We start from the raw sequence: 26,448 nt of genomic DNA on the forward strand, positions 1-26,448 counted from the left end.
CTTTCTCAAAATGCTTGATTGCTTTCTCATTTCAGTACATTGCGCACTCATTACAAATATCGCTATGTAGAAAAAGCTACTTTAGGTTAGTAATAGGTTTTTAAAATTGATTAAGACAAAAGTTGTTTAAAAGTTTTAACTTAATTTGAAATAAAAATATCATGGAAAATTGTTACTGTTGTTACACGCCGATTAACATTAATGTTTTTAAATAATTATCAGCGTCTATCTGCGGTTCATGGATATCCCAATCAAAATTAATCCCAGATCACAATTACCGCTAGAAGCAAGAGAAATTTCTCAAGATTTACCTCTATCGCCTCAAGGTGCAGAGGTAATTTTAGGTAACATTATTGAACCACAACAATTAGTGATACCTGTAGCACCCAGCCCCACAACAATGTTTGGGCCTCGTGGTGCTTGTTTGTTATCAAAAACCGGCCCTTTATGGGTATCAGATACAGGACATCATCGATTATTAGGATGGAAAAAATTACCCACAATAGATAGTCAACCTGCTGATTGGGTAATTGGACAACCTGACTTTTATAATGAAGGACAAAATGCTAAAAGTACACCGGGAAGCGCAACCTTAAGTGTACCAACTGGAATTTGTGCTTGTGGTGAAGGGTTAGCTATCGCAGATGCTTGGAATCATCGAGTGTTAATTTGGAAAAACTTACCACAAGATAACAATGTTCCAGCAGATTTTGTGTTAGGACAAGCTAATTTTATCGATAATGAACCAAATCGGGGAAGTCAACAAGCATCTGCCAGTACAATGCACTGGCCTTATGGTATTTTCTATTATCAAGGACGGCTATTTATTGCTGATACAGGTAATCGAAGGGTATTAATTTGGCATCAATTACCAACAGAAAATGGTCAACCAGCTGATTTAGTTTTGGGACAACCAGATATGATATCTCGCAATGAAAACGGCGGTGCTTCTCCAACCGCAGCGAGTATGCGTTGGTGTCACGATATCACCCTTTGGGGAGAAAATTTGGTTGTCAGTGATGCAGGTAATCACCGAGTGATGATTTGGCAAGGAATACCAACAGAAAATAATGCCCCTTGTGCAGTGGTTTTAGGACAAAAAAGCTTTGATTTTGTGGAAATGAATCAAGGAGTTTATTATCCTAGTGCTAGTAGTTTGAGTATGCCTTATGGTGTCGGGGTGGTTGGAGATTGGTTAGTAGTTGCAGATACTGCTAATTCTCGGTTGTTAGGATGGAGAAAGCCTAAATCAATTTTATCACTGCAAGGTGTAGTGGCAGATGGGTTAGGAGGACAAATAAATTTTCAAAGTAAAGGTGAAAATCGTAATTTCGGACTACCTAAACGAGATAGCTTAAATTGGTGTTATGGGATAAAAATTTGCGGTAATACAGCAGTGATAGCTGATTCTGGAAATAACCGAATTTTGCTGTGGCACTTTAACTATGCCGACTGAAGAAATTAGAGTTTATGGTACTGTTCAAGGAGTAGGATTTCGTCCTACTGTATATCGTCTTGCTAAAGCCTGTGGCTTACGTGGAGATGTTTGTAATGATGGACAAGGCGTATTAATTAGGGTATGTGGTGCTGAGAAAGCAATAACAGAATTTGTTGCCAGATTGCAAATAGAATGTCCACCGTTGGCAAGAATTAATCAACTAACTAGAACTCCTTATGAAGGTGAATTGAAATTTGATAATTTTGTGATTTCTAGTAGTGTCAATAATGCCATTAAAACAGAAATTACCCCTGATGCAGCCACTTGTTTGCAATGTCAACAAGAAATATTCGACCCCTTTAGCCGCTTTTATCGCTACCCCTTTACTAACTGTACTCATTGCGGCCCCCGCCTGAGTATTATTCGTGCCATTCCTTATGACAGATGCAATACCAGTATGTCTGCGTTTGCGATGTGTTCAGAATGTGGAAAGGAATACCACGATGTCGAAAACCGCCGTTTTCACGCCCAACCTGTAGCTTGTCATGTTTGTGGCCCCGCAGCTTGGTTAGAACGCGCCGATGGGAAATCGGTTACTGCTTCGATGTTTTCGATGTTGGATGATGTCGATGCTGTTTGTACCTTGTTGCAAAAAGGTGAGATTGTGGCAATTAAGGGGTTAGGTGGTATTCATCTAGCTTGCGATGCAACACAGGAAACTGTTGTACAAAAACTGCGCCAGCGAAAAAAGCGCCATCATAAACCCTTTGCTTTAATGGCGCGGGATATTGAAATAATTGAACAATATTGTATTGTCAACGCCAAAGAAAAAGAATTATTAACAAGTTCTGCTGCACCAATTGTTTTATTACAGCTGAAAGAGAGAGACGAATATGGCGAGAGTTTATTTACTTCTAACTCCTCACTCTTAACTCCTAATTCTTTTCATATTGCATCGTCAGTTGCGTCAGGGCAAAATACTCTTGGTTTCATGCTACCTTATACGCCCTTGCATCATTTAATTCTGCGGCGGATGAATCGGCCAATTGTTTTAACAAGTGGTAATCTCGCTGATGAACCACAATGTATTGATAATGACGAAGCAAGGGAGAAATTAGGGACAATCGCTGATTATTTTCTCTTGCACAATCGAGAGATTATTAATCGGGTAGATGATTCGGTTGTGCGTGTTAGGGGTGATAAAGCTCAAACAATTCGCCGTGCTAGAGGATATGCACCAGCATCAATTAGTTTACCACTGGGATTTCACAAAGTACCGCAAATTTTAGCAATGGGCAGTGAGTTAAAAAATACCTTTTGCCTATTGCGTGAAGGAGAAGCAATTCTCTCTCAACATCTAGGAGATTTAGAAAATGCTGCCACTTTCAACGCTTACCAAGAAAATTTAAATTTATACTTAAATTTATTTGAGCATCAACCAGAAGTAATCGCCATTGATAAACATCCTGAATATCTCTCAAGCAAACTTGGTAAAAAACTTGCAGACACAAATCAAATCAAAATTTATCCAATTCAACATCATCACGCTCATATCGCCGCTTGCATGGCAGAAAATGGTATTCCTTTAGATTCACCTCCAATATTAGGTATTGCTTTAGATGGTTTAGGTTACGGCGACGATGGCACACTTTGGGGTGGAGAATTTCTTTTAGCAGATTACCGAAAATTTAAACGACTAGCAACATTTAAACCAGTAGCAATGATTGGTGGTGAACAAGCAATTTATCAGCCTTGGCGTAATACTTATGCTCAATTAGTAGCTGCTAATCTTTGGGATGATTGCGAACCAAAATATGCTGATTTAGAAATATTTAAGTTTTTGAAAAACAAGCCGATTAAGTTACTCAATCAACTTATAGATAAAGGGATTAACTCTCCTCCAGCTTCTTCAGTGGGGCGATTGTTCGATGCAGTGGCGGCGGCTATCGGTATTTATAGAGATGAATGTAGCTATGAAGGACAAGCTGCGATCGCAATGGAAGCTATAGTAGATGTTAGCAGCTTAAATAATAATAAAGAAACGCTAATATATCCTTTTAGTTTTAGCTTTTTAGATAGTATTTATTGTATAGACCCACGTCCAATGTGGCAAGCCTTGCTCGATGACTTACAGCAGCAGATTCCACAACCAGTTATGGCTGCCAAATTTCACAAAGGTTTAGCTAATGCGATTGTGGAGATGGTTAAACATCTTTCTCAAGAAAATCTGATTTATCAGGTAGCATTAACAGGAGGAGTATTTCAAAATTGTATATTGTTAGAGCAAGTTACCAAACGATTACAAACATTAGGAATAAAAGTACTTACTCACAGCTTAGTTCCAGCTAACGACGGCGGTTTATCTTTAGGACAAGCAGTTATTGCAGCCGCACAATTAATACATCAATGTTGATATTTAACAATCTTTTTCTCACAAATAACTCTCTGTGTTCCCTGCGCCTCTACGGTTAGTTTATCTTAAAAAATAAAACAATGTGTTTAGGAATCCCCGGACAAATTATAGAAATTACTAACGTTAACCATAAATTAGCTATAGTTAACATTGGTGGTGTTAAGCGCCAAGTAAATATTGCTTGTATCGTAGATGAACAACATCCCCCCGAAGCTTGTATTGGTGATTGGGTGCTAGTACATGTTGGCTTTGCGATGAATCGAATTAACGAACAAGAAGCGGCAGAAACATTAGAACTATTCCAAGAATTAGCAGCAGCACAAGCAGGAATTAATACTTAAACAATAGACTTTTATTTCCTCACGTAGAGGCGCAGAGAAAGAGTCTAATTTCTTTCTTTCTTTCTTTCTTTCTTTCTTCGCGCCCTTTGCGTCCTTTGCGGTTCGTTAAAAAATACCCCGTAAAGAAAGCAAAATTAACTGATATCCAAAAACTACTCCTCACTCCCCATGAAATATGTTGATGAATTCCGCGAACCGGAAAAAGCTGAAGCGATACGCCGCGAAATCGCCAAATTATGCCACCAGCTAGAAAAACCCATCAAAATCATGGAAGTATGTGGCGGACATACCCATTCCATATTTAAATACGGTATCGAAGAAATATTACCCCAAGCCATTGAACTAATTCACGGGCCTGGTTGTCCAGTATGCGTTATGCCAAAAGGGAGATTAGATGATGCGATCGCAATCTCTCAAAATCATAACGTCATTTTTGCCACCTTTGGCGACGCAATGCGAGTTCCTGGTTCCAAAACCAGTTTACTGCAAGCCAGGGCACAAGGTGCAGACATCCGTATGGTGTACTCTCCCATAGACAGCCTACAAATTGCCAAAGATAACCCCGACAAAGAAGTAGTCTTCTTCGCATTAGGCTTTGAAACCACAGCCCCCAGCACCGCCTTCACCATCCTGCAAGCAGCAGCCGAAGAAATTCCTAACTTTAGTATGTTTTCCAATCACGTCCTTGTGATTCCTGCCCTCAAAGCACTACTAGATAATCCCGACTTACAACTAGATGGATTTGTTGGGCCTGGACATGTCAGCATGGTAATTGGCACTGACCCATATCAATTTATTTCCCAACAATATAATAAGCCAATAGTCGTCTCAGGATTTGAACCCTTAGATATTTTCCAATCGATTTGGATGCTATTGCAACAGCTAGTAGAAAATCGTTGTGAAGTCGAAAACCAATATAACCGAATTGTCCAAAAAAGCGGGAACACAGTAGCCCTACAAGCCATAAACAAAGTCTTTGCCATCCGAGATAGTTTTGATTGGCGTGGCTTAGGTGACATTCCCTATTCAGGATTAAAAATTAAACCTGAATATGCCCAATTTGATGCCGAACTAAAATTTACCATTCCTAACCTCAAAGTAGCCGACCATAAAGCTTGTAAATGTGGAGAAATTCTCAAAGGAGTCTTAAAGCCTTGGGAGTGCAAAGTATTCGGTACAGCTTGCACACCAGAAACGCCAATCGGTACTTGTATGGTATCTTCCGAAGGTGCTTGTGCAGCTTATTACAAATACGGGCGACTCTCCACAATTGCCAAAAGAACAATCGCCCAAAAACCAAAAATAACTCAAGAACCCCTCCCCGCCTGCGGCTTCTCCTCAGACTAATAATACTCCGCGTACCTCTGCGCTTCCCTCTGCGACGGCAGTCGCTCATGGGGGAGACCCCCATCGCCCTTGGCGTCTCCCCTTCTCCCAAAGGGAGAGGCTAACGCCAAGGGAGAAGACCGCGCTGCCTCTCCTTTGCGTTTAAAAAAAGTTTAATATGAATATTTCCCCCACAAACTCAATACAAAATCCCCTATTCCAAAAAATAGAAAAAATTCGCCGTCGCCAAACTAAAGTGCAAGACACTCATATAACTCTCGCACATGGCAGCGGTGGTAAAGCCATGCGTGATTTAATAGATGATATCTTTGTCAGCAATTTTGACAACCCAATTCTCTCACAACTAGAAGACCAAGCCAGCTTCAACTTAGCCCCTCTCCTCCAACAAGGAGATAGACTCGCATTTACAACAGATTCTTATGTTGTAGACCCCTTATTTTTTCCCGGTAGTGATATAGGAGAATTAGCTATAAACGGCACAGTTAACGATTTAGCTGTCAGTGGTGCTAAACCTTTATATCTAACTTGTAGCGTTATTTTAGAAGAAGGATTACCAGTAGAAACATTACGGCGTGTCGCAGCCAGTATGAAAGCAGCCGCAAAAGAAGCAGGTATTCAAATTGTCACTGGTGATACAAAAGTTGTACATCGAGGTGCTGCCGATAAACTCTTTATTAATACTGCTGGTATTGGTATCATCCCGCGAGGAGTTAACATTTCTGCTCATAACATTAAACCTGGAGATGCAATAATAATTAATGGTGAAATAGGCAATCATGGAGCATCAATTTTAATTGCCCGTGGCGAATTAGCTTTAGAAACTAATATTGAAAGTGACTGTCAACCATTACATAGTTTAGTAGAAACTATTCTCCATGTATGTCCTCAAATTCATGCTATGCGAGATGCCACACGCGGTGGTTTAGCCACAGTGCTAAATGAATTTGCCCTCAGTTCCGATGTGGGAATTCGTCTCTTTGAAGAATCTATCCCAGTGCGTGAAGAAGTCAACGGAGTTTGTGAAATTCTCGGTTTAGATCCATTATATTTAGCTAATGAAGGTAAGTTAGTTGTAGTAGTGGCAGCTAAATATGCAGAAACTGTTGTATCTACCATGAAATCCCACCCCGCAGGCAAAGACGCTTGTATTATTGGCGAAGTTATTTCTTCACCACCAGGTATTGTACTTTTAAAAACAGTTTTTGGTGCTGAAAGGATTGTTGATATGTTAGTAGGCGACCAATTGCCACGAATTTGTTAATCTTTAATAGATTTTATAGTATGCATGAATTTGGAATTACCCAAAATATTGTGGCAATTGTGACTGAACACGCCAAAGGCGCAAAAGTGCAGCGAGTTTTATTAGAAATCGGCAAACTTTCAGCAATTATGCCCGATGCTATCCGATTTTGTTTTGATATTTGCACTCAATGCACAGTTTTAGAAGGCGCGACATTAGAAATTTTGGAAATTCCTGGATTAGGGCGATGTCGCCAATGCGGTGCAGAAATCTCTTTAGATAAACCATTTGGTATCTGTAACTGCGGTAGCGTGCAATTAGATTTAATTACTGGTGAAGAACTTAAAATTAAAGAAATAGAAATAGAGGAATTATGTGTGTAACCTGCGGTTGTTCTGATGATGGTGAAACTAAAATTACCAATCTAGGAATAGATGAAGCCCAATATAACCATCATCATCATACTCACACTTTACCAGATGGGAGTATCATTACTCATTCTCACAGTCATGACACTCATATAGAAGCGTCTCAAATTCATGCCAAAATACACAATACAACGATATCCTTAGAAAAAGATATCTTGGCAAAGAATAATTTAATAGCAGCCCAAAATCGGGGCTGGTTCAAGGGTCGAAATATTCTCGCCTTAAATTTGATGAGTTCTCCCGGTGCTGGTAAAACAACTCTTTTGACGCGAACAATCAATGATTTAAAGCATCAATTATCTATTAGTGTCATTGAAGGTGACCAAGAAACTGCTAACGATGCCAAAAAAATTAAAGAAACAGGTTCTAAAGTCATCCAAATCAATACCGGAACAGGCTGTCATCTAGATGCATCCATGATAGACAGGGGTTTACAACAACTGAATCCGCCACTTAATTCAGTTGTGATGATTGAAAATGTCGGAAATTTGGTTTGTCCAGCCTTATTTGATTTGGGAGAAAATGCAAAAGTCGTGATTCTCTCGGTTACGGAGGGAGAAGATAAGCCACTAAAATACCCGCATATATTCCGTGCTAGTGACATTATGATTCTCACTAAAATTGATTTGCTACCTTATGTACAATTTGATTTGCAAAAGTGCATAGCTTATGCTAAAGAAGTAAATCCTCAAATTCAGATTTTTCAGGTTTCTGCAACTACTGATATAGGATTAGATAATTGGTATAAATGGCTAACTGAAAAGGTGATAAAATGATTTCTCAAGAACCTAATTAAACAGAATATCAACTAGTATACTCTTACGTCACTTTACTTCCATTTAACAAAAACACAGTCCAAATTCTAGTAAAAACTCTGCGCCCCTACCCTGCGGGAAGGCGAAGCGCCTATGCGTTTCAAATAAAAACTATCATCAATTCTTCTATGGTTTCATGAAAACTAGAAGTACTTTTTAGTGAATTTTATTCAGTAAACTAGGAGATAATTTTGATCAAAATTGCAACACCCTGCACTTTAAAAGTACAGGGTGGAAGACAGCAATAAGGATGATTCCCAGTTTCTATTTACCTCAAAGCCAATCTCGGTAAGCTGATATTTCATTTACGCTGATTTCAAATGGCATTCCTTTGCCAAATGGTGGATAAACGCGGATTTTCCCATTGGTAGCAAACCGCTCTAACCTGTTACCCAACTGGGGAATATTGCTGACAATATGCCAGTAAGATACTAAGTCAGGGCAATCAATAATTAATGTGAGGATGCTAGCATTTGTTGTGAGATACCACTGACAATTAGATAACAGTACTCGCGTAATGCGATCGCAAGCGAGATAAAAGCATCTGCCAGCAGACTGTTCTAGCTCCATTTGCAGCATTCCATCCTGTTTCGTTACCTCAGCGGGAGGTAAATCATCAGGAGGAAGCAGGTATAGTTTAGAAGACATAATTTCGCACCTCTTGGTTGTAGCGCGTCAAACTGTCCAGGTTTTTTTGCAAATCCGCAGACGAGGGTTTGAGTGCTAACGTACCTAAATTTAATTCGTCCTGAAATTTCTTAATTTTGTCTCGACAAGTCTCCACATCACCGATAATTGAGTTCTCAATCAAATAGTCTTCATCGAAACAAATATTTGTGCGGTCGAATGGTTTTTGGTTGGGATTCGCACTATTTTGCAATACTTCAGCCGAATTAGCTTTCATTTTCTGGCTAAATTTGCGAACGAAAGGTAACGCTTCACTCACTGCCTCGTCAAATGTTTTGCCAACAAAAAAGAAGCGTGCCAGCACGAAGTTTTCCGCACCACTAGAATTTAAGGCTCGATATTTGGTAACAGTATCCTTCAATCTCTCTAAGGAAAATGGCGGCCCACCCATCAAGCTGAAGGAATGTTTAGCAGCAAGCTCAATACCGTCATCACCACCAGTAGCAACATACACTGGTATTTGACTTTGCAATGGTTTTGGGTAAATTGTCAAGCGATCGCATTGATAATATCGCCCATTAAATGATACATCAGTTTCATATAAAAGCTTTTGAATCAATGCGATCGCCTCTAACATCTTAGGACGGGATTCACTTGGTAGTGTCGCAAAATGCTTGTTTTGTTGAGGAAAGGGGCCGCCTTTGGCAACTCCAAATAATAATCGTCCATTGCACAAGTTATCCAAAGTAGCAATATCTTCCGCCACCCTAATCGGATTATGGAATGGCAGCAACACCGCCGCAGTGCCTAATTGGATAGTTGAAGTCAATCCCGCCAAGTGTGCCATTAACACCAACATAGACGGGCTGAGATTAGATTCACTAAAATGGTGTTCACTCACCCACGCTTCCTCAAAACCTAAGCTTTCTGCCTGTTTTACCAGTGCAACTTGCTCAAAGATGGCACGACGAGCATCTTGGTGAAAATTATCGTAATTGCAGAAAATTCCAGTTTTCATTACTTGCGTTGATACTTTATATTCACCGTAGGTGCTGATTATTCTAGTGGTCGATAGGTTTGTAGTAAGCACTAAAGTGCTTAAATATTTGAGGAATAAAGTCCTCTCTACAAAAGCATTTACCCCTCTCAATTAATGCGATGAATCACTAAGTCGCAACCCACTGCAACTCCAACCATAGGCGTGGGTTGTTCTCTTTGACCTTCGACATCGGATCGCGCAACAATCGCTTGGCATTCATGCAAACAACCTGGATTAGACCCATATTGTTTGCTACTTCCCTGAGTATTTCTTTTTGAGCTTGCACACAGGAAATCATTTCGTCAGAGCAATAAATTCCTATATATTGCAAACGTCTGGCAGGTCGTCCCCAAAAACAGGTGATGACTTTGACATAACACCCATCCAGCAATTCTCCAACTTGCGGGTAGTAATGGTTGACGACTCTTGTGAATTCTTTGGCTAAGATATCTTCAGCAATCATTGGAACTGATATTTCTGTAGCGTCCATCACGCTATTTAATATAACATAATTTTATCAGTTAAACATGACAAAATAGTGTACTAAGCTGGAATAAAATCTTAAATATGACATAAAAAAAGAGGTGTACCTCATTCGGTATCACCTCAGATTTGCGTAAAGCATCTTTATATTAAAAATTCGTAATTCGTAATTCTAACTTTTGAATTTTTAATTAGTATTACCGAGCATTGCGTTCACAAACTAAAACCTCTGCGATGATATCCGGGACATTTACAAAGTCCGTAAATCCTTCAGAAGCACGGATTGGTGAAATAAATGTATAGTTTGGATCGCACACTCCATTGTCATATACTTGAATAAACCACCTATCGGGAAATCCTTCTATACCTAGTTCCACAGTGTACCAACTCTCGCCAATCAGACGAGAGTTAAAGATTGTGAACCACTCTCTGTTCTCTTCTGAAATATTCCAGTCTGCCATGAGCAGTTCTAAAGCTATTTGTCCCGCATCCGTTGAAGTCAACAACATTTTTACTCCTTATTTGCAACTTCAGGATTTGCAACTTCAGTATTGGGAACTTCCGGGTATAAACCTAACTCTTTAGCTAGTTCACGCGCCACAAAAAATAAAAATTGGGCACCATCTTGATTGCCTTCATGGGCAAACATAGTTGCTACTTGTAACATTGTTTCTACTAAACCAGAATCAATCAATTCAGGCTTAGATTCCAAAATTTCTGGTTCTTGACCATTAGGACATCTAAGTAACTCATCAATTAGATTAAAATACAGGCTTTGACGTTGTTCTGTCATGGTAATTTTCTTGATTTTAGTAAATTGTGAATAAGTTACTGCTCGATACTTTGGTGCCACAGTCTTTCCAACATTTCAACTTGTTCTTTTAAGACAGCAGCACGATGAACAAGATATCTGTCGTAAAAAAGAATTCCTAACCCAACACAAATGGGGGTTAACAGGAAGAACCATTGTAGGATAGTGGCAAATTTATATTGTTCAGCAACAGTCAACATTTGATGAACCACATTACGATCGGAGGATTGAATGTTAGTCTGAGGGGAATGTGTACCCTCTGTGTAGGGAGCCAAGGCGGGAGCATCTGTAGTCGTGTTGTTAATTTGGCAAGCTAAATTCTGAGATTTTACTAACTCCAGATGTCGCTCCCAAACGATGCCAAATACTACTAGTTCTGGTGAAAGCACTGCTAAAGTAACGACGCAAACTGTAAGAACGTTTAAAAGTTTGGCTTTCATCTTGGCTCTCCCTTGCTAGGTAGTATGCACCCAGTAAGAAAATATCTTTTGCTGTTTATCTAAAGTAGTTGTATATTTCTACCTATCAAACAGTTTTGATATTAAAATATGTGTAATCGGTAATTTTCACAATCGTTAGTTTTCAGTTATTTTTCTCATCACCACTGATCCCTGACTAATAAAAAGTTACCAACCTTTTCACAAAACGTAGGATTATTAAGTCAGAAGTAACGCACTTAGATTCGGTAATCTGGTTTCATCTTACTCTCAAAAGAGAGATTAAGAAGTCCCCCCTAGTTCACTAAGCTTGCGCTCAGGAATGTTGGGGGGTAGAGGGGAATCTCTGCGTAAATCCTATACGATTTATATCAGCCGCTCTCCACAAAACAGTTTACCCCAGCCCTGTTAAGATTATTAAATTCATTAGAATAGTACTCAAAGCCTATAAGCCTTACCTAATAAGTATTTTAAAAATTAATTGGGGTATGGGTGCTAGTGTTTTTCGGACGGGGTTCTAGTATTTCCGAGGTGGGGATCTGGTGTTTTTGCACTCAATCCTAAAGCAATGTAGGCAATGGTTAAAGACTGTTTTAGATGCTATTTGGGACTGACAAAATCTGCACTCAAAAAAAAATATCAATGTCTCTTGATAAAGATAGACTAATAAATTAGGAATAGCAATTAAATATTTTGAAAGTAAATTATATTTTCATAACAAATAGAAAATAATAGAAAAATTATTTATATATACAGAATTACAAAACTTTAATCTCAACCCAAGAGACAATAGTCAGCAATTTCAAATGGTAAACTAGAAGAATGGTAAGCTAGTACAGCACGGCGTAAATAAACCACCCATTCCAAATTAACGAAACGCTTACGCTGTATTCATTTTGAATTTTGAATTTTGAATTTTGAATTCCGCCTTGCGGTACTAGCCTCTTCTAAAGTGATAATCAATGGGAATATTTAATAAAAGTTCTTTCTAAACTTTCATATTGTGTGGTTTAGTTAGAATACATACTATATGCACTCATTGACATTAAACGGCATAAATACATCAAACGCTTATTGTTATAAGTAAATACTCTGTACTAAGATTTAGGATTTTAGGAGTTAAATAATGCGGATTGCTCAAGATGTAACAGAACTGATTGGACGAACTCCTTTAGTTCAACTGAACAAGATTCCTCAAGCTGAGGGAGTAGTTGCAAGGATAGTTGTTAAATTAGAAGGCATGAACCCAGCGGCTTCGGTGAAAGACCGCATTGGGTTAAGTATGGTACTCTCGGCGGAAGCCACTGGCTCAATTTTCCCAGGAAAGACCATTTTAGTTGAGCCTACTTCAGGTAATACAGGAATTGCTTTAGCAATGGTAGCAGCAGCGCGTGGCTACCGTTTGATTTTGACGATGCCAGAGACTATGAGCCAAGAACGACGCGCTATGCTTAGAGCTTATGGTGCAGCTTTAGAGTTGACACCAGGCGCTGAGGGTATGCGGGGAGCAATTCGCAAAGCCGAAGAAATTGTGGCTAAGACTCCTAATGCCTTTATGCTGCAACAGTTCCGCAACCCTGCTAATCCCAAAGTTCACCAAGAAACCACCGCCGAAGAAATTTGGGCAGATACAGACGGGGAAGTAGATATTGTCATTGCTGGGGTAGGTACTGGTGGAACGATTACTGGGATTGCCGAAGTACTCAAACAGCGCAAGCCGACTTTTAAGGCGATCGCAGTTGAACCCAGCAACAGCCCAGTACTCTCAGGTGGTGAAGCCGGGCCACATAAAATTCAAGGTATTGGAGCCGGATTTATCCCAGATGTTCTCCGCTTAGAATTAGTTGATGAAGTCATTAGAGTCAGCGATGAACAAGCGATCGCTTATGGGCGACGTTTGGCAAAAGAAGAAGGCTTATTATCTGGCATATCTTCTGGTGCAGCTTTGTGCGCCGCAATTCAAGTCGGTAAACGTCCAGAAAATGCCGGACGTTTAATTGTCATGATTCAGCCTTCCTTTGGCGAACGTTATCTCAGCACACCCATGTTTCAAGATTTGTCTTTAGAAACTGCTGGCGTGCGTTAAAAAGACAGGGGGACAAGAGAGTAATAAATCTCCCTGTCCTTCTCATTAATTAAGGCAACTTACCTTTTGAGGTGCGATCGCATCACAATATTACATTATTAGTGCTTCTAACTCCTTGACACACCCACGGCTGCGTAAATATTGCTACGCTTATTCCCCCCTAAAAGCCGTGGGATTCTTATGCGGAACTTGCCTATGTCGGATTGCCCTCTGTTACAGGTTTATAGTTCATACCTACCGAATTATAGATATAGCGCTTCTGAGTGAGTGCAATACAGACCTAAAAAAACAGTCCCTACCCTTACAAAAAGATTTATTTTCTCGAAACTCTTGCTGTCTGGGTGGGTAAAGATTAACATATCTGTGGGCAGAACCAATATCTTCTTAAATCAACCTAACACCAGTGAAAACCTTGGGCTGTCTATCTTAAATCTTGTTTAGCACCAGTTAAGCTTATCTGCATATAGTGACTTAAGACCATTACCTGCTAGGTTATAAATCAGTACAGACTATACTATAGACAATTTACTCAAAACTCTTTCCAGCTTTAAAATCAGAGGTATCAATGATTATAACTAATTTTAGCAAACAAACAAATGAATTTAAGGAATCTAAAGTACTCAAAGCGAAACCACATTGGCAAGGGCAAAATTTGAGTGATACTGCTGTCAAAGGTAAAGATACCAAGATGCGAGATCCTGCACCTGATAGTTCGATTTTGAATAACTTAAATCGTGGTCGAGTTGCTATTTTTATTGATGGCTTAAGCCTGTTCCATACAGCCTTACAACTCGGCATAGAAATTGACTACGTTAAATTGCTTTGTCATTTAACCAGCGGTTCCAGACTATTGCGTGCTTTTTTCTATACTGGGGTTGATATCAGTAATGAAAAGCAACAGGGTTTTCTATTGTGGATGCGTCGTAATGGCTATCGCGTAGTGGCAAAGGAACTCGTTGTACCAAGCGAGAATTTCAAAAAATCAAATCTGAACGTAGAAATTGCTGTAGATATGATAACTTTAGCTCCTTACTATGATACAGCGGTTTTAGTCAGTGGCGATGGAGATTTAGCTTATGCTGTGAACGCTGTCAGCAGAATGGGGGTTCGGGTGGAAGTAGTCAGTCTGCAAACAACGACTAGTGAAAGTTTGATTGATGTTGCCGACTGCTTCATTGACCTCGATAGTATTAAAACATACATTCAAAAAGATTCTAATCTTGGTTATAGTTATCGCACAGTGTCAAATTCAAACCTCTAATTAAGAAGAAGCGGAGAGTGGGAGACACGGGGACACGGTTAAAGATATCTTTGTGTCTCTGTGTCTCCGTGTCTTCTCTCTGCCCATTTTGCTCGACCCTATATTTCAGATGGATATTTTAATAGTCGAAGATGAACCAGAAATTGCTCGTTTAATCGAACTCTCTTTAGAAAAAGAAGGATTTTTTTGTCGCACTAGCCGCGATGGCATGAATGCTTTGCGGATGTTTCAAGAGCAACCACCTGATTTAATCATTCTAGATTTAATGATTCCTGGTTTGGATGGGTTGGAAGTTTGTGCCCGAATTCGCCAGAAACCAGGTGCAAAAGATCCTTATATTCTAATGCTCACCGCTAAGGGTGAAGAAATTGACCGCGTCATTGGTCTATCTACTGGTGCTGATGATTATATGGTCAAACCCTTTAGCCCCAGAGAGTTGGTAGCTAGGGTGCGGGCACTATTACGGCGTAGCCTCCGCCAAGGGGGACAACATCAAGTCAATCGTACCCAACACTTTATTGTTGATGTAGACCAGCGCACTGCCAGTCGTCAGATGAAATCTCAAGAAGTTGAAATTTTGGACTTAACTACCCTAGAATTTAACTTGCTAACCACCTTTGTCAGCAATCCTGGTCGAGTTTGGAACCGCACTCAATTAATTGATAAACTGTGGGGAGATAATTTTTTTGGCGATGAACGAGTGGTAGATACTCATGTAGCTCGGTTGCGAAAAAAGATTGAACCCGATCCGGCAAATCCCACTTTTATTAAAACTGTTGTTGGGGTGGGCTATAAATTTGAAGATCCTCTGGTAGCGTAAATGTTATGAAGATGGGGCTGAGAGGGCGGCTATTTTTCTCCCACTTAGTAGTAATGATTGTGGGGGTAGCTAGTCTGGTAAGCATCAGCAAAATCTCTTCTCCCCGCTTGTTTGTCTTGCATTTGGAACGATTAGAAAATCAGGGGTTTGACTTAATCGATGTCCGTACTGAATTGGTTACAGGATTTGAACTTGCTTGGCAGCGTAGCACTCTTTGGTCAGTCTTAGTCGGCACTACCGCCGCCGGAGGATTGAGTTACTGGGTATCCAGACGGATTATGCAGCGATTGACCGAGATGGAACAAATCACCCAAAAATTTGCTGCTGGTCAGATGGATGCAAGATTACCTGTGTCTGATATTCCAGAACTTAGTGGATTGAGTACTAGTTTCAACCGAATGGCAGCCAGTTTAGAAGGGGTAGAAGCGCGGCGGCGAGAAGTGATTGGAGATATGACCCATGAACTCCGAACACCATTAACTGTAGTGCGCGGTTACTTGGAAGAACTGGCTGATGGGGAAATTGAAGCGTCTCCTGAAATCTATCGGCGTTTAGCCAAAGAAACTCGACGCTTAGAACGGTTAGTGAACGATTTACAAGAACTATCTAAGGCAGAAGCTGGTTATCTACCAATTAATATCCAACGGGTAAATTTGTATCCGTTGTTAGAGTCATTAGTGGAGAAATTTACCGACCAACTATTAGAAGATGGGCCAGTTTTGCTCTTGCAATGTCCGTCTGTGCTACCTCCTGTATTGGCAGATATTGACCGCACAGAACAGGTATTGGTTAATTTGCTAGGTAATGCAGTACGTTACACTAACGAAGGTTCAATTACCATTAGTGCTGGGACTGAAGCATCTCAACTCTGGATTGCGGTTAGTGATACAGGTATTGGTATCGCTCCAGAAAATTTGCCTCATGTGTTTGAGCGCTTTTGGCGAGCTGACCAATCGCGTGATCGCCATTCGGGAGGTACTGGTATTGGTTTAACTATTTCCCGCCGTTTGATTGAACTACAAGGCGGTCAAATTCAGGTAGAAAGCGAATTGGGAGTTGGCAGTACGTTTCGCTTTTTTCTGCCTTTGGCTTGAGACAAAACCTTGGGTTCTGAGGGATTGACACAAGGTAGTCATGGCTGTGTCATACCCAATTGCTAATTTGAAAGTATCCAAAATCTTGGTTTGTTGATGAATGCCAGGATTTTAGAAATGCATAGAGTGTAACATTATGTCTACTTTTATTTTGGCTACTTTTTTGGTTAGTTTACTCAGTGCTTCGGGTTATGCTGCGATCGCCTACCTGTTCCCTCAAAATCGTTCCCAAGACTGACCAATTAAAATAATTCGTAATTCGTAGTTAAAAATTGAATTACGAATTAGTAATTAGTTAATTTCCTTTCTCAATAATTCTGGAATTTCAGAAGGGCGTTCAGCTACTGTCACTTCCGCTTCTTTTAAAGCAGCTAATTTACTTTGGGCTGTGCCAAAATTAGGATCGCGTCCGATAACTGTTGCTAAAGTCCCGGTTTGGCGCCAAGTTTTTCCTGGTGGTGCAAGTCTACCTGCAATGTAGGCAATTACTGGTTTATCAATTGCCTCAGCAATGTACCGCGCTGCTGCTTCTTCACTACCACCACCAGGTTGACCTACTAAAACGATCGCTTGTGTGGTTTCATCCTCATCGAGAATTTGCAGCCATTGCAAAAATGAGGAACCGACGATCGCATCACTACCAATACTGACACTAATCGACTGCCCTAAACCTGCTTTTGTTAATTCGTAGGCAATTTCGTAGGTGAGGGTACTGCTACGACTAACGATCCCCACTGTTCCAGGGGTATAAAATTCGCTGGGTTGAGTTCCTAAGAGAATTTTTCCCGGTACAATGATCCCCGGACTATTTGGCCCGATTACCAAAGTTTCACAGGCTTCGGCTTTGCGGAGTAATTGCACCATATCCAAAGGCGGCACACCAGCAGTAATAATAATGATCTGGCGAATATTAGATGCGATCGCTTCTAATGCTGCATCTAACACATCGTAAGGATCTACACAAATAATTGTTGTGTCAATTGCCCCAAATTGTTCTGTTACCTCCTCTACTAAATCCAATACTGGCAGTCCATGCAGTTCCTGTCCGCCGCATCCAGGATTGACACCAGCTACTAAATTTGTGCCATAAGCTTTCATTTGATCGACATGAGTGCTTGATATAAATTCACAAAAGCCTTGAATTAAGACTTTACTTTCTGGCGTTAGGTTCATAAAAAATTACCGTAAGTTTGACAACCCAGCGCCTTCAACCACTGGGTATAGAAACGACACATTTACAGTGTCGTATTAATTCAATTTTTACTGAAATTCTAAAAATTAGTCTGGAAGCTGAGTATTCCAAAAGTCAGAAAACGCGCCTCTGGCTAAGAATATCCAGTTTGAATGCACTATATAATTTAGTCCCAAAAAGCAAAGCTGTACTTGATTTGAGGATCAAATTCAAAAATTTATACCCGACGGTAAAAATTAATAATTTTTGATTTTTGAATTGGAACACAATGACATTCACTATCTTTTATTAACCGTTGGTTTAGCAAGGAGAACTGCTGCTGCCACCGCCTCATCTAAATTTTCTACCACGACAAGGGCATCGGTGTGGGTTTTTAGTGTTGTCAAATATTTTCTCACAGTGTTAAATTCAGAACCAGCAAGGCGGACAACTAAGGATGGAAAATTAAGCTGTCGCCGAACTTTACTACCATTAGAACGTACAACCTGTGATTGAAGTTCGCTGTCGTCTTGCTGCACAACTCTAGCTATAACTTCAGCCACTTCCTCAGTTTGCGGAATGCTACCCAGAAAGTTAATTAGTATTACTTGAATGCTTTTATCAGCCTCCAGCATTTTCAAACCTGTTTCTAGGCGATCGCGGAAGGTAGTTGGTGTAGTATCTGTAAGGAAAGCATGACGTAGATTCAAACAAACACCTGGATTGCCACCAGCATTCGCAACTAAATCTAAAGTTGCCATCACTGAACCAGTACCATTACCTAAAATACCGATTTTTCCATGCATTTGCACACCATCCCAGTCGCCCAAAATACCATTGATTTCAGTAGTGGTATGACGACTGATAATTTTTGCTGCCATCTCGGCGAGATCGGGATGACGCTTGATCGACCGTTCGTTGACCCTGACTTTACCATTAAGAGCCATAACTTGACTAGTAGTACTGACTGCCAAGGGATTAATTTCGACTAAATCCAGGTCTTTTTGGACAAATAAGTGGTACATCTTCTCCACAACGCTGCTTACCGACTGCATCAGCGTCCCTTGCAAACCCATTTTCAAAGCCAATCGTCGAGCATAGAATGGCGAGAATTCCTGCTCCACGACAACGTAGTGCATTCTTTCCCCAGCCGATTCCCAATCGATGTCTGCTTCTTTGCAACCTAAAAGTACCGGTCGGCAGGCAGCAGTATCCAAAACTACTGCTAGATAAAATTCTTGGTTGGCGTCGTATTTAGATTCTGCCAGTACAACTTCCGGCAATTCGCCCCATATTGGTAAACTAAAGATATTTTGAGCTGCTGCGATCGCATCGATAGTCGTTTGGGCAAACCTGACTCCACCCGCTTTTGCCCGTTCCGCTCCGTGGACTTGAGATTTCAGTACAATTGGAAAGCGAATTTTTAACCGTTTCAAATCTGTAGGATGGTCAATTCGTTGGGAAGGCAATACCGGAATGCCTATCTTCGCAAACCATTCTTTAACTTGGTACTCTAATAAATCCATTGATACACCTTGTATTGACACTTTCCCAGATTTTGGTTAGTCCTGTCTTGATATTTTGCAGCACCTTTATTGCAGAATTAACCTTTTTGCAGCTATAAAAACTTATTTTTCACGGATCAATTTTATCGAATTCAGTAAATTAAGCATATTAATTTTGATAGTCAACTTGTTTGTGCCAGAGCCACAACACATAATTAATCTCCTCAGCAAGTTTCCCAGCATAGAAGATAACTAGCATTTTTGTCAAAACCCTCTGACATAGCATCGTTTTCTTAACCTTTAGATAATTTGGTAAAAATTGCTCTGCAACTAAAATTTCGCAAAGCAGTAGCTTTTGTGAATTTAATTATCGCAAAGTAATGCAGTGAAAATACTCAAATCCTTTATTATTCCCATTTTTTATTTGTAATTTATATCTGAAGACAGATTATTTAATTTTGCATCTAGCGCTGTAAAAATGTATCACCACGAACAATAACTACTTTTTTAATTTTTGGTGAAAAGTCAGAATTTGTGTTAGAAAGTTGGTCGTTCAGATTCTCAGGCTGTGGTTGGTTAAACTGTGCATTTGCATTCAAAAAACCTAAAAAGTTCATTTCATCCCCTTAAAGATAATCAAAACAATATAGAAGTTCAGCGGGAAAGCTCTATGAAAGTAGCAGTCCAGCAGGAAGATTTACAGCTTTTAGCCAAAACTTTGCAAGAACAATTACTTGTAGAAGTCTCAACCGCTGAAGTCTTCGAGGTTAAGTGCGTCGTCAATAAAGGCGAGCTAATGATTTTAACGCAACACGCGTCAGATGTAATAGTTGACGCTCAACTAGTTTTTGCAGTCATTGAGGAGGTACTTCAGTCTCTAGCACCCCACAAAGAGCAGCGGGTGCAATGTTTCCTGAGAGTTTTTGGCGAACAACTCCCTTATACTAAATGTTTCTTGGCGTTGAAGCCGACCGGGGGATGGGTAGCAGGGGGGGATGAGGAAGCACAAGGAGATGAGGAAGTAATATCCCTCTCATCATCTCTGACATATTCTCCATCAATCAATGAGAGTGAAGAAGAAGAAGAAGAACTGTTTGACCCGTTTGCAGATGTGCCGAATTTGTCGGCTTCAAAGCCAGGATTCCAGGTCAAACCTATCCTACTAGCTGCGGCGTTGGTGGTAATTATAGTTTTAGGCGGTGGTGCTTACTTATTGACTCGCCCTTGCGTGATGTCTGAGTGTAAAGAAATACAAAATGCCAAGCAATTAAAAACAAAATCTCCGCAACTGATGCGCCGCGCCAAGTCTGAAAAAGAATTAGTAGCTGTACAACAGCAACTTGCAACAGCCAGTGCAGACCTGAATGTGATTCCTAGTTGGTCGCCTCGTTACCAGCTGTCACAGGAACTAAAAGCAAATTTGTCTGGGAGAGCAGAAAAAATCAATCAGGTGGTCAAAGCTTTGCAAACGGCATCTTTGGCAACACAAAAAGTTCAAACTCCTGCATCTAGCTTAGAGGAATTACAAACTAGGCAACACTTATGGCGACAGGCTATAGCACCACTAGAAAGTATAAGTTCCAGTAGTGAACTCTATGGGTTGGTACAGGGTAAATTACTGAATTATCGTGTCCGTTTGCACGCTGTAAATCAACAGATATTTATTGAGGAAAAATGGCTGAAAAAACTAACAGTGGCAAAAGGTGTAGCCGTTGCAGCCGAGAAGCAAGAAGCTACTGCTAAATCTTTGAATGACTGGCAAAAGGCGCAGTCTACTTGGCTGGTGGTAATTAATGCCTTGAATACCATTCCCCGAAATAGCGTAGGATACCAAGAAGCCCAAAAGCTGTTGGTAGATTATAAACCTAAGTTAGTATTAGTACGCGATCGCGCTACTAAAGAACAATTAGCTGTTAAAACCTACCAACAGGCACTTAGCACTGCCAAGCAAGCCAAAGTTTATCAACAACAAAACCAATGGCAAGCAGCGGCGATATATTGGGATCAGGCTTTGCAAACTGCTAAAAAAGTTCCCCAAGATAGCTTGTACTACACTCAAGCTCAGTCTCTGATCGAACCCTATTCAGCTGCGCTTAAACAAGCACAAGAAAAACTACAAGTTGTTAGTAGTTTGCAACAAACCCGCACTGACTTGGATAAGACCTGTACTAATGGAATTCGGATTTGCACCTTTAGTATGGACAATGCAGGAATTATTGTCCGACTAACCCCTGAGTATGACCAAATAAGGCAAAATAACTTGGCTAATCCTTATTCTAAGAATTCGGATACTGCTGTTGATGTTACCAATCACTTGCAAATCTTGCGAGAAGCCCTAGCCGTAATTGGTGATAATGCCAATCTGTCCCTTTTTCTTTATGATTCCCAAGGTCAAGTAATTTATACGCGGACTTTAGGCGGGTAAGTAGAATACCCAGTGAAGTATAAAGGATGAATTGTACATTAACTAATTATTTGTCAATTTAACAAAATATTGTCACAGCATTTCAAATACCTAAAACCCTGACATAGTAAGGATTATGTCAGGGTTTTTGCTCTTTAAAGAAAATAGCGATCGCACCAGTGGGTGAAGATAACAGATTTTAGAAAATGACTTCACAATCAACCCAAGCAGTTGCCCAACAATTGGATGATATTCCAATTAATAGTGAAAAATTACAGATTTTAAAGCGGGAGATGGGACTCGAACCCACGACGTTCACCATGGGAAGGTGACATTCTACCACTGAATTACACCCGCGAATTCTTACCATAAACTTATGGCTAAAATTAAGCATACCACTATTTACAGCTGTTTTCAATTGGCTAGCAAATACACTATTTTGACAACTGCTGATGCATGAGTCCTATGGCTGTTCAGATTAGGAAATTTTTTTAGCTAGCTGATGACGGCACTTACTACAATATTTAACTAAAGAACAATGTCCTCGCCTCGCTCAGTGAAGCGAACCTCTTTAATATTCCATTGAGCATTACTCGTTAGGGTTTTGCGGAGACTGCCAAACAGAGCAAACTGTTCACAACTAGAAAGAGAAGTTATTTGCCGCTTTGACTCAGGAGATATTCGTAAATCAACTGTAGCAATGCCATTTTTGATGTTGACACGATACCCAGACAAGCTAAAGTCGCTTGTATCTCGTTTTTCCAAGATTTTACTCACGACATTTGTCACTGGTTCATCGGCTGGTACTGAAACCTTTTCTGGAATTAGTTTTTGACATTGGGTATCACTTGTATATAGTGTTACGCTAGTATTTTTCCTAGTGGCAACTTTAGAAGTTGATGAGGAAGGCGTATTTTCCTTAGAAGATTCTTGATTAGGAGATTTTTCTCTCAACTGAGCTACGCTAGGAATTTGGCTGGGAGTCTGAGACGATAAGCTATTCGTCGGTGCTGTAGTAGGGTATGACGTTGCGCTGTCAATATTACTCGCGGTAGGGTTAGAACTACAACTACCGAGACTCACAACCATTGTCACAAAAATAAGGGGTAAAAAATATCTCTTGATTGTGTTCATAAATTTTGCTTATAAATGATGTTGCTGTTATCGATTTCAGTATCGCCGATAACAATTCCGCATAATTTTGTGAATATTGAGCCAGTCTATAAAGTGTCAAACCGAACTCTATTAAAGTCAAATTTTATACTACATGTAAAAATTACAAAATCTGCTATTCAAGGAGCGATGTCTGACGACAAGCGGCTTCTCTACGAGATGCTTTGCGAATGCGTCTACGTTAATCCCAAAAAGCTTGACTAAAACAAGTAGGAATGCAGTAAACCAGAGAATTGCTGCAACCAGTAGCACTGCATCTGCACTTGCTGCTCATGTCAAATAAATTTGGCAAGAGTAAAATCAACTTCTTGCAGAGTAGGGGGAAATCGTGCTGTTTTAGAAAAACTTGTGCTTTTAGGTTACTGATTAAAAGCAAATTACTAGTTTTCACTACTTTTTTGCTTCGTCAACTGCTGTACTAATAATTGCACTCCCAAAGCCAACAAGCCAATTGCCACTATAGCAAAAATCCCACTACCTAAAGCAACTACACCAACAACCAGAGTCCGGACAGCAGAAGAAATCTTCACCACCAATGGATTGATTGAATGGATCGGTTTACTAGCAAAATTTGTCGCGATCGCAATCATCAGCGAATACGCTGCAAATCCCATCCCTCCAGAAATCACCGCCCCAGTAAAACAGCGTAACGGACTAGCTGTCACCTGTTCTTTAGCATCTGTTTGCGGTGTTAGATTTTGGTCATTCATAATATTTAGATTTTAGATGTTAGATTGGAGCATTAGGAATAATTATTGTCCTCAGCTAATCGCCATTCAAATTGCATCTCTGCGTCTTTGCGTTTTTTTAGCGATTTGAACTATGCAACTAAAAAACTCATCAGTTTATTTCTTATACTCGATTTAACGATAAAGATTAATTTAAATTGAAGATGCCACCTGAATACCATGTGTAATTGTCCGAGTCACAAATAATTCTAAGTCTTCATCAAGAATTGCTTTCCTAACTTGTAACTTCACTTGTTCTGCTTGCTGTTGAGACTCAAAAAGAGCAAATACTGTTGGGCCAGAACCAGACATCATTGTTCCTAAAACACCTTCTTGATTTGCAAACACTTCTCGCAGTTGCAAGACTTGGGGATAGTCTGGCAATACAACTCGTTCTAAATCATTGTGCAGTTTTCGGGCAATTTCTCGCGCATCTTTATCTAGAACAGCTTTTACTATTACTCCTGAATGAACTGCATTAGCACGCGCTGTCAAGTTGTCGCTATCTCTAATATAAGAATGACCAAACTGCTGTCGATAGGTTTTGTATGCCCAAGCGGTGGAAACTTCCAAACTGCGGTATTTTGCTAACACTATATAGATACTATCCAAACTTGGCAGCGGAGAAAGTTGCTCACCTCTACCTGTTGCGATCGCAGTTCCACCCGCAACACAAAAGGGCACATCTGAACCGAGTGTGCCTCCCAACTCCTCTAATTCTGACTGAGTTAACCCCAACTTCCACAGTAAATCTATCCCCACCAACACAGCTGCTGCATTCGTCGAACCCCCAGCCAACCCAGCAGCGACAGGAATCTGCTTATTAATAGTAATCTCTACGCCTCCATATTTAGCAAAGGCTTCGGGAAATTGCCTCACCATTAATTCTGCTGCTTGGTATGCCAGATTACTTTTATCTGTCGGTACTTGTGGGTGGTTGCAGTAAACCCTAATGGTATCAGTACTAATGGAACGCACATCAATTTCGTCTGCAAGCCCGATACTTTGAAGTATCATGGCTAACTCGTGATAGCCATCGAGGCGAGCGCCAATGATTTCCAGATACAAGTTGATTTTAGCAGGGGCAATTAGGCTGTAAGAACGCATTTTCTGGGAATGGGGAATTGGGCATTGGGCATTGGGCATTGGGTATTGGGCATTGGGAATGGGAATTCTCCTAACTCCTAACTCCTAACTTCTAACTCCTAACTCCCAACTCCCAATTCCCCACTCCCAATTCATTTGCTAGAATCACCCATTGCTGAACGCTGAGGTCTTCAGCTCTGGCTTGGGGATTTATTTTTAATTGTTCCAGTAAGTGGCTCAAGCGATCGCGTTCCATAACAGATTGCAAATTATTTCGTAACATTTTCCGTTTGGCACCAAACCCCAACTTTAAGAAATTTTCTAACTGTCGGGGATTAAGTGCTGGTATCTCTATTTTTCGGGGACGCAATCGCACCACTGCTGAATCGACTTTTGGCGGTGGATGGAATGCGGCTGCTGGAACTGTGCAGATTAACTCACACTCAGCCAAATACTGTACCCGTACACTCAACGCCCCAAAAGTTTTTGATTCTGGTTTAGCATATAACCTTTCTGCTACTTCTTTTTGTACCAGTAAAACTATTGAGTCAAATGGTTCAGGGTTAGGGTTAGCGATCGTACCCAGTAGTTTCTCAATGATTGGTCCTGTAATGTTGTAGGGAATATTGGCTACTACCTTATTTGGCTTTTGGAAATTGGGAAAGGCTGCCAGATAAGATGGTAAATCTAGAGTGAGAAAATCCCCTTGTAGCAGTAAAAAATTTTCAGTCTTACCAAGCTGCTTTGACAACAGTTGGCATAAGTCGCGGTCTATTTCAACTGCAACCAGAGATTGCACTAAGGGTAATAAACGACGAGTCAGAATGCCAGTTCCAGGCCCAATTTCCAGAACGCGATCGCCTTTGGGGGAGCGATCGCTTTCTGTACACTCTGCTGCTTGAATAATTGCGTTGAGCGCTTTTTCACTTTTGAGCCAATGTTGAGCAAAGACCTTACGCGGTCGGATCATCTGTATTTTTTGCCTAGTCTAGTTTTTAGCTTTTTCTCAAAAACTCATTATAAATTTTGAAGTCCCTCTACAGCGCTAAACTCACTCTAACGCCTATCTTGTCTTCCAAACGCTCTGCGATTATAACAGTGGCGATCGCGTAAATGTCCATATAAGCGTCACCTGTAGGATAGGATTCTTAAACCGCAAACTCCGCAACAACTATGCTCTTATATATAGTTAGTTCAGGCATAAGCATTGAGGATAAATCCCTCTAGCAAGACTACCTCCTGCCTTTTTCCATAATCATTAATCACTCAACCTGCATCAGATTCCATTTAAAGACAAACAACGTCCATTATTCACACACTCAGGTTTAGCCACTTCGTTCTTGCCTCCCGCCTGTTGCTTAACCCATTCACCTGAAAGTAAAGCCAGTCAATCAATTTGCCTTTTCAGAAAAAAGAATAAATTTATCCCTTGACAAACTAGGGGATGACTAGTTACTCTAGTTAAGTGGAAAGGCGACAGACGCCAACCACCGCTGAACCTGAAAAATATAATACTTTGAAAGCTTAAGAAAAAACAATCCTCGTCAAAAGATTTTACTTTTGGGATTTCCCAAAAAGATAATAATCAAAATTGTAAATAGGATTCCGGAAAATATTTTTTTTCGGAGCCACAAACTCGAAACACAACAAAACGGAGAGTTTGATCCTGGCTCAGGATGAACGCTGGCGGTATGCTTAACA

Annotated in this window: 24 protein-coding genes and 1 tRNA gene; 12 read left to right on the top strand and 13 right to left on the bottom strand. The window is 40.4% G+C overall.

Annotated features, from left to right (window positions below; genetic code table 11):
* Positions 1–238 precede the first annotated feature (238 nt).
* From HWQ40_RS01930 to hypB, 7 genes are all read left to right on the top strand, one after another.
* Positions 239–1,456 (top strand): hypothetical protein, encoded by a 1,218-nt coding sequence (locus HWQ40_RS01930; protein WP_292774651.1) that lies wholly within the window; start codon positions 239–241, stop codon positions 1,454–1,456.
* On the top strand, positions 1,446–3,851 hold the full coding sequence (gene hypF / locus HWQ40_RS01935) for a carbamoyltransferase HypF (RefSeq protein ID WP_292774652.1): 2,406 nt from the start codon (positions 1,446–1,448) through the stop codon (positions 3,849–3,851). Before HWQ40_RS01930 ends, hypF begins: the two co-directional genes overlap by 11 nt.
* Before the next feature lie 80 nt (positions 3,852–3,931).
* Positions 3,932–4,192: a HypC/HybG/HupF family hydrogenase formation chaperone gene (locus HWQ40_RS01940; RefSeq protein WP_292774653.1), complete on the top strand. Its 261-nt coding sequence runs from the start codon at positions 3,932–3,934 to the stop codon at positions 4,190–4,192.
* A gap of 168 nt (positions 4,193–4,360) precedes the next feature.
* Positions 4,361–5,539: a hydrogenase formation protein HypD gene (gene hypD / locus HWQ40_RS01945; protein ID WP_292774654.1), complete on the top strand. Its 1,179-nt coding sequence runs from the start codon at positions 4,361–4,363 to the stop codon at positions 5,537–5,539.
* Between the two features lie 157 nt (positions 5,540–5,696).
* A complete protein-coding gene (gene hypE / locus HWQ40_RS01950; protein ID WP_292774655.1) occupies positions 5,697–6,800 on the top strand; it encodes a hydrogenase expression/formation protein HypE in 1,104 nt (367 codons plus the stop codon).
* A gap of 20 nt (positions 6,801–6,820) precedes the next feature.
* Positions 6,821–7,162 (top strand): hydrogenase maturation nickel metallochaperone HypA, encoded by a 342-nt coding sequence (locus HWQ40_RS01955; protein ID WP_292774656.1) that lies wholly within the window; start codon positions 6,821–6,823, stop codon positions 7,160–7,162.
* Positions 7,153–7,983, top strand: a complete 831-nt coding sequence (hypB, locus tag HWQ40_RS01960) for a hydrogenase nickel incorporation protein HypB (RefSeq protein WP_292774657.1) — start codon at positions 7,153–7,155, stop codon at positions 7,981–7,983. Before HWQ40_RS01955 ends, hypB begins: the two co-directional genes overlap by 10 nt.
* A gap of 312 nt (positions 7,984–8,295) precedes the next feature.
* On the opposite strand, the gene HWQ40_RS01965 is transcribed toward hypB, so the two are convergent.
* The 6 genes from HWQ40_RS01965 to HWQ40_RS01990 all read right to left on the bottom strand — a co-directional run bounded on the left by HWQ40_RS01965 (position 8,296) and on the right by HWQ40_RS01990 (position 11,422).
* Positions 8,296–8,670, bottom strand: coding sequence for a hypothetical protein (locus tag HWQ40_RS01965; protein ID WP_292774658.1), 375 nt, complete (start codon positions 8,668–8,670; stop codon positions 8,296–8,298).
* The gene (locus HWQ40_RS01970; protein ID WP_292774659.1) at positions 8,660–9,667 is read right to left on the bottom strand and encodes an LLM class flavin-dependent oxidoreductase; all 1,008 of its coding nucleotides are present in this window, start codon (positions 9,665–9,667) and stop codon (positions 8,660–8,662) included. The genes HWQ40_RS01965 and HWQ40_RS01970 overlap by 11 nt, the downstream gene beginning before the upstream one ends.
* Before the next feature lie 148 nt (positions 9,668–9,815).
* Positions 9,816–10,178 carry a hypothetical protein gene (locus tag HWQ40_RS01975; RefSeq protein ID WP_292774660.1) on the bottom strand — a complete coding sequence of 121 codons (363 nt, stop codon included), beginning with the start codon at positions 10,176–10,178 and terminating at the stop codon, positions 9,816–9,818.
* A gap of 190 nt (positions 10,179–10,368) precedes the next feature.
* Entirely contained in the window at positions 10,369–10,680 is a 312-nt protein-coding gene (locus tag HWQ40_RS01980) for a hypothetical protein (RefSeq protein WP_292774661.1), read from the bottom strand.
* Positions 10,681–10,682: 2 nt separating this feature from the next.
* Positions 10,683–10,964, bottom strand: coding sequence for a hypothetical protein (locus HWQ40_RS01985; RefSeq protein ID WP_292774662.1), 282 nt, complete (start codon positions 10,962–10,964; stop codon positions 10,683–10,685).
* A gap of 35 nt (positions 10,965–10,999) precedes the next feature.
* Entirely contained in the window at positions 11,000–11,422 is a 423-nt protein-coding gene (locus HWQ40_RS01990; RefSeq protein WP_292774663.1) for a hypothetical protein, read from the bottom strand.
* Positions 11,423–12,545: 1,123 nt separating this feature from the next.
* Between HWQ40_RS01990 and cysK the strand changes: the two genes are divergently transcribed.
* The 4 genes from cysK to HWQ40_RS02010 all read left to right on the top strand — a co-directional run bounded on the left by cysK (position 12,546) and on the right by HWQ40_RS02010 (position 16,680).
* A complete protein-coding gene (gene cysK, locus HWQ40_RS01995) occupies positions 12,546–13,505 on the top strand; it encodes a cysteine synthase A (RefSeq protein WP_292774664.1) in 960 nt (319 codons plus the stop codon).
* 565 nt (positions 13,506–14,070) lie between these two features.
* The gene (locus HWQ40_RS02000; protein WP_292774665.1) at positions 14,071–14,766 is read left to right on the top strand and encodes an NYN domain-containing protein; all 696 of its coding nucleotides are present in this window, start codon (positions 14,071–14,073) and stop codon (positions 14,764–14,766) included.
* A 109-nt stretch (positions 14,767–14,875) separates the two neighbouring features.
* Positions 14,876–15,586, top strand: coding sequence for a response regulator transcription factor (locus HWQ40_RS02005; protein WP_292774684.1), 711 nt, complete (start codon positions 14,876–14,878; stop codon positions 15,584–15,586).
* A gap of 5 nt (positions 15,587–15,591) precedes the next feature.
* Positions 15,592–16,680 carry a HAMP domain-containing sensor histidine kinase gene (locus tag HWQ40_RS02010; RefSeq protein WP_292774666.1) on the top strand — a complete coding sequence of 363 codons (1,089 nt, stop codon included), beginning with the start codon at positions 15,592–15,594 and terminating at the stop codon, positions 16,678–16,680.
* Positions 16,681–16,971: 291 nt separating this feature from the next.
* Here the strand turns inward: HWQ40_RS02010 and HWQ40_RS02015 are convergent, their stop codons facing one another.
* Together HWQ40_RS02015 and HWQ40_RS02020 are read right to left on the bottom strand one after the other, a co-directional pair.
* The gene (locus HWQ40_RS02015) at positions 16,972–17,853 is read right to left on the bottom strand and encodes a CoA-binding protein (RefSeq protein WP_292774667.1); all 882 of its coding nucleotides are present in this window, start codon (positions 17,851–17,853) and stop codon (positions 16,972–16,974) included.
* A 297-nt stretch (positions 17,854–18,150) separates the two neighbouring features.
* Positions 18,151–19,377 (bottom strand): succinate--CoA ligase subunit beta, encoded by a 1,227-nt coding sequence (locus HWQ40_RS02020; RefSeq protein ID WP_292774668.1) that lies wholly within the window; start codon positions 19,375–19,377, stop codon positions 18,151–18,153.
* Between the two features lie 649 nt (positions 19,378–20,026).
* On the opposite strand from HWQ40_RS02020, the gene HWQ40_RS02025 reads away from it, so the two are divergent.
* Positions 20,027–21,781: a hypothetical protein gene (locus HWQ40_RS02025; RefSeq protein ID WP_292774669.1), complete on the top strand. Its 1,755-nt coding sequence runs from the start codon at positions 20,027–20,029 to the stop codon at positions 21,779–21,781.
* 264 nt (positions 21,782–22,045) lie between these two features.
* Here the strand turns inward: HWQ40_RS02025 and HWQ40_RS02030 are convergent.
* From HWQ40_RS02030 to rsmA, 5 genes are all read right to left on the bottom strand, one after another.
* Positions 22,046–22,117 (bottom strand) — tRNA-Gly (locus tag HWQ40_RS02030).
* A 171-nt stretch (positions 22,118–22,288) separates the two neighbouring features.
* Positions 22,289–22,894: a GerMN domain-containing protein gene (locus HWQ40_RS02035; RefSeq protein ID WP_292774670.1), complete on the bottom strand. Its 606-nt coding sequence runs from the start codon at positions 22,892–22,894 to the stop codon at positions 22,289–22,291.
* Between the two features lie 419 nt (positions 22,895–23,313).
* Positions 23,314–23,643, bottom strand: coding sequence for a DUF3082 domain-containing protein (locus tag HWQ40_RS02040; RefSeq protein WP_094353499.1), 330 nt, complete (start codon positions 23,641–23,643; stop codon positions 23,314–23,316).
* A gap of 171 nt (positions 23,644–23,814) precedes the next feature.
* Positions 23,815–24,768, bottom strand: coding sequence for a 4-(cytidine 5'-diphospho)-2-C-methyl-D-erythritol kinase (ispE, locus tag HWQ40_RS02045; protein ID WP_292774686.1), 954 nt, complete (start codon positions 24,766–24,768; stop codon positions 23,815–23,817).
* A gap of 91 nt (positions 24,769–24,859) precedes the next feature.
* Positions 24,860–25,717 (bottom strand): 16S rRNA (adenine(1518)-N(6)/adenine(1519)-N(6))-dimethyltransferase RsmA, encoded by an 858-nt coding sequence (rsmA, locus tag HWQ40_RS02050; protein WP_292774671.1) that lies wholly within the window; start codon positions 25,715–25,717, stop codon positions 24,860–24,862.
* Positions 25,718–26,448 lie beyond the last annotated feature (731 nt).

The sequence above is a fragment of the Nostoc sp. NMS9 genome, assembly GCF_017114995.1.
GTDB lineage: Bacteria > Cyanobacteriota > Cyanobacteriia > Cyanobacteriales > Nostocaceae > Nostoc.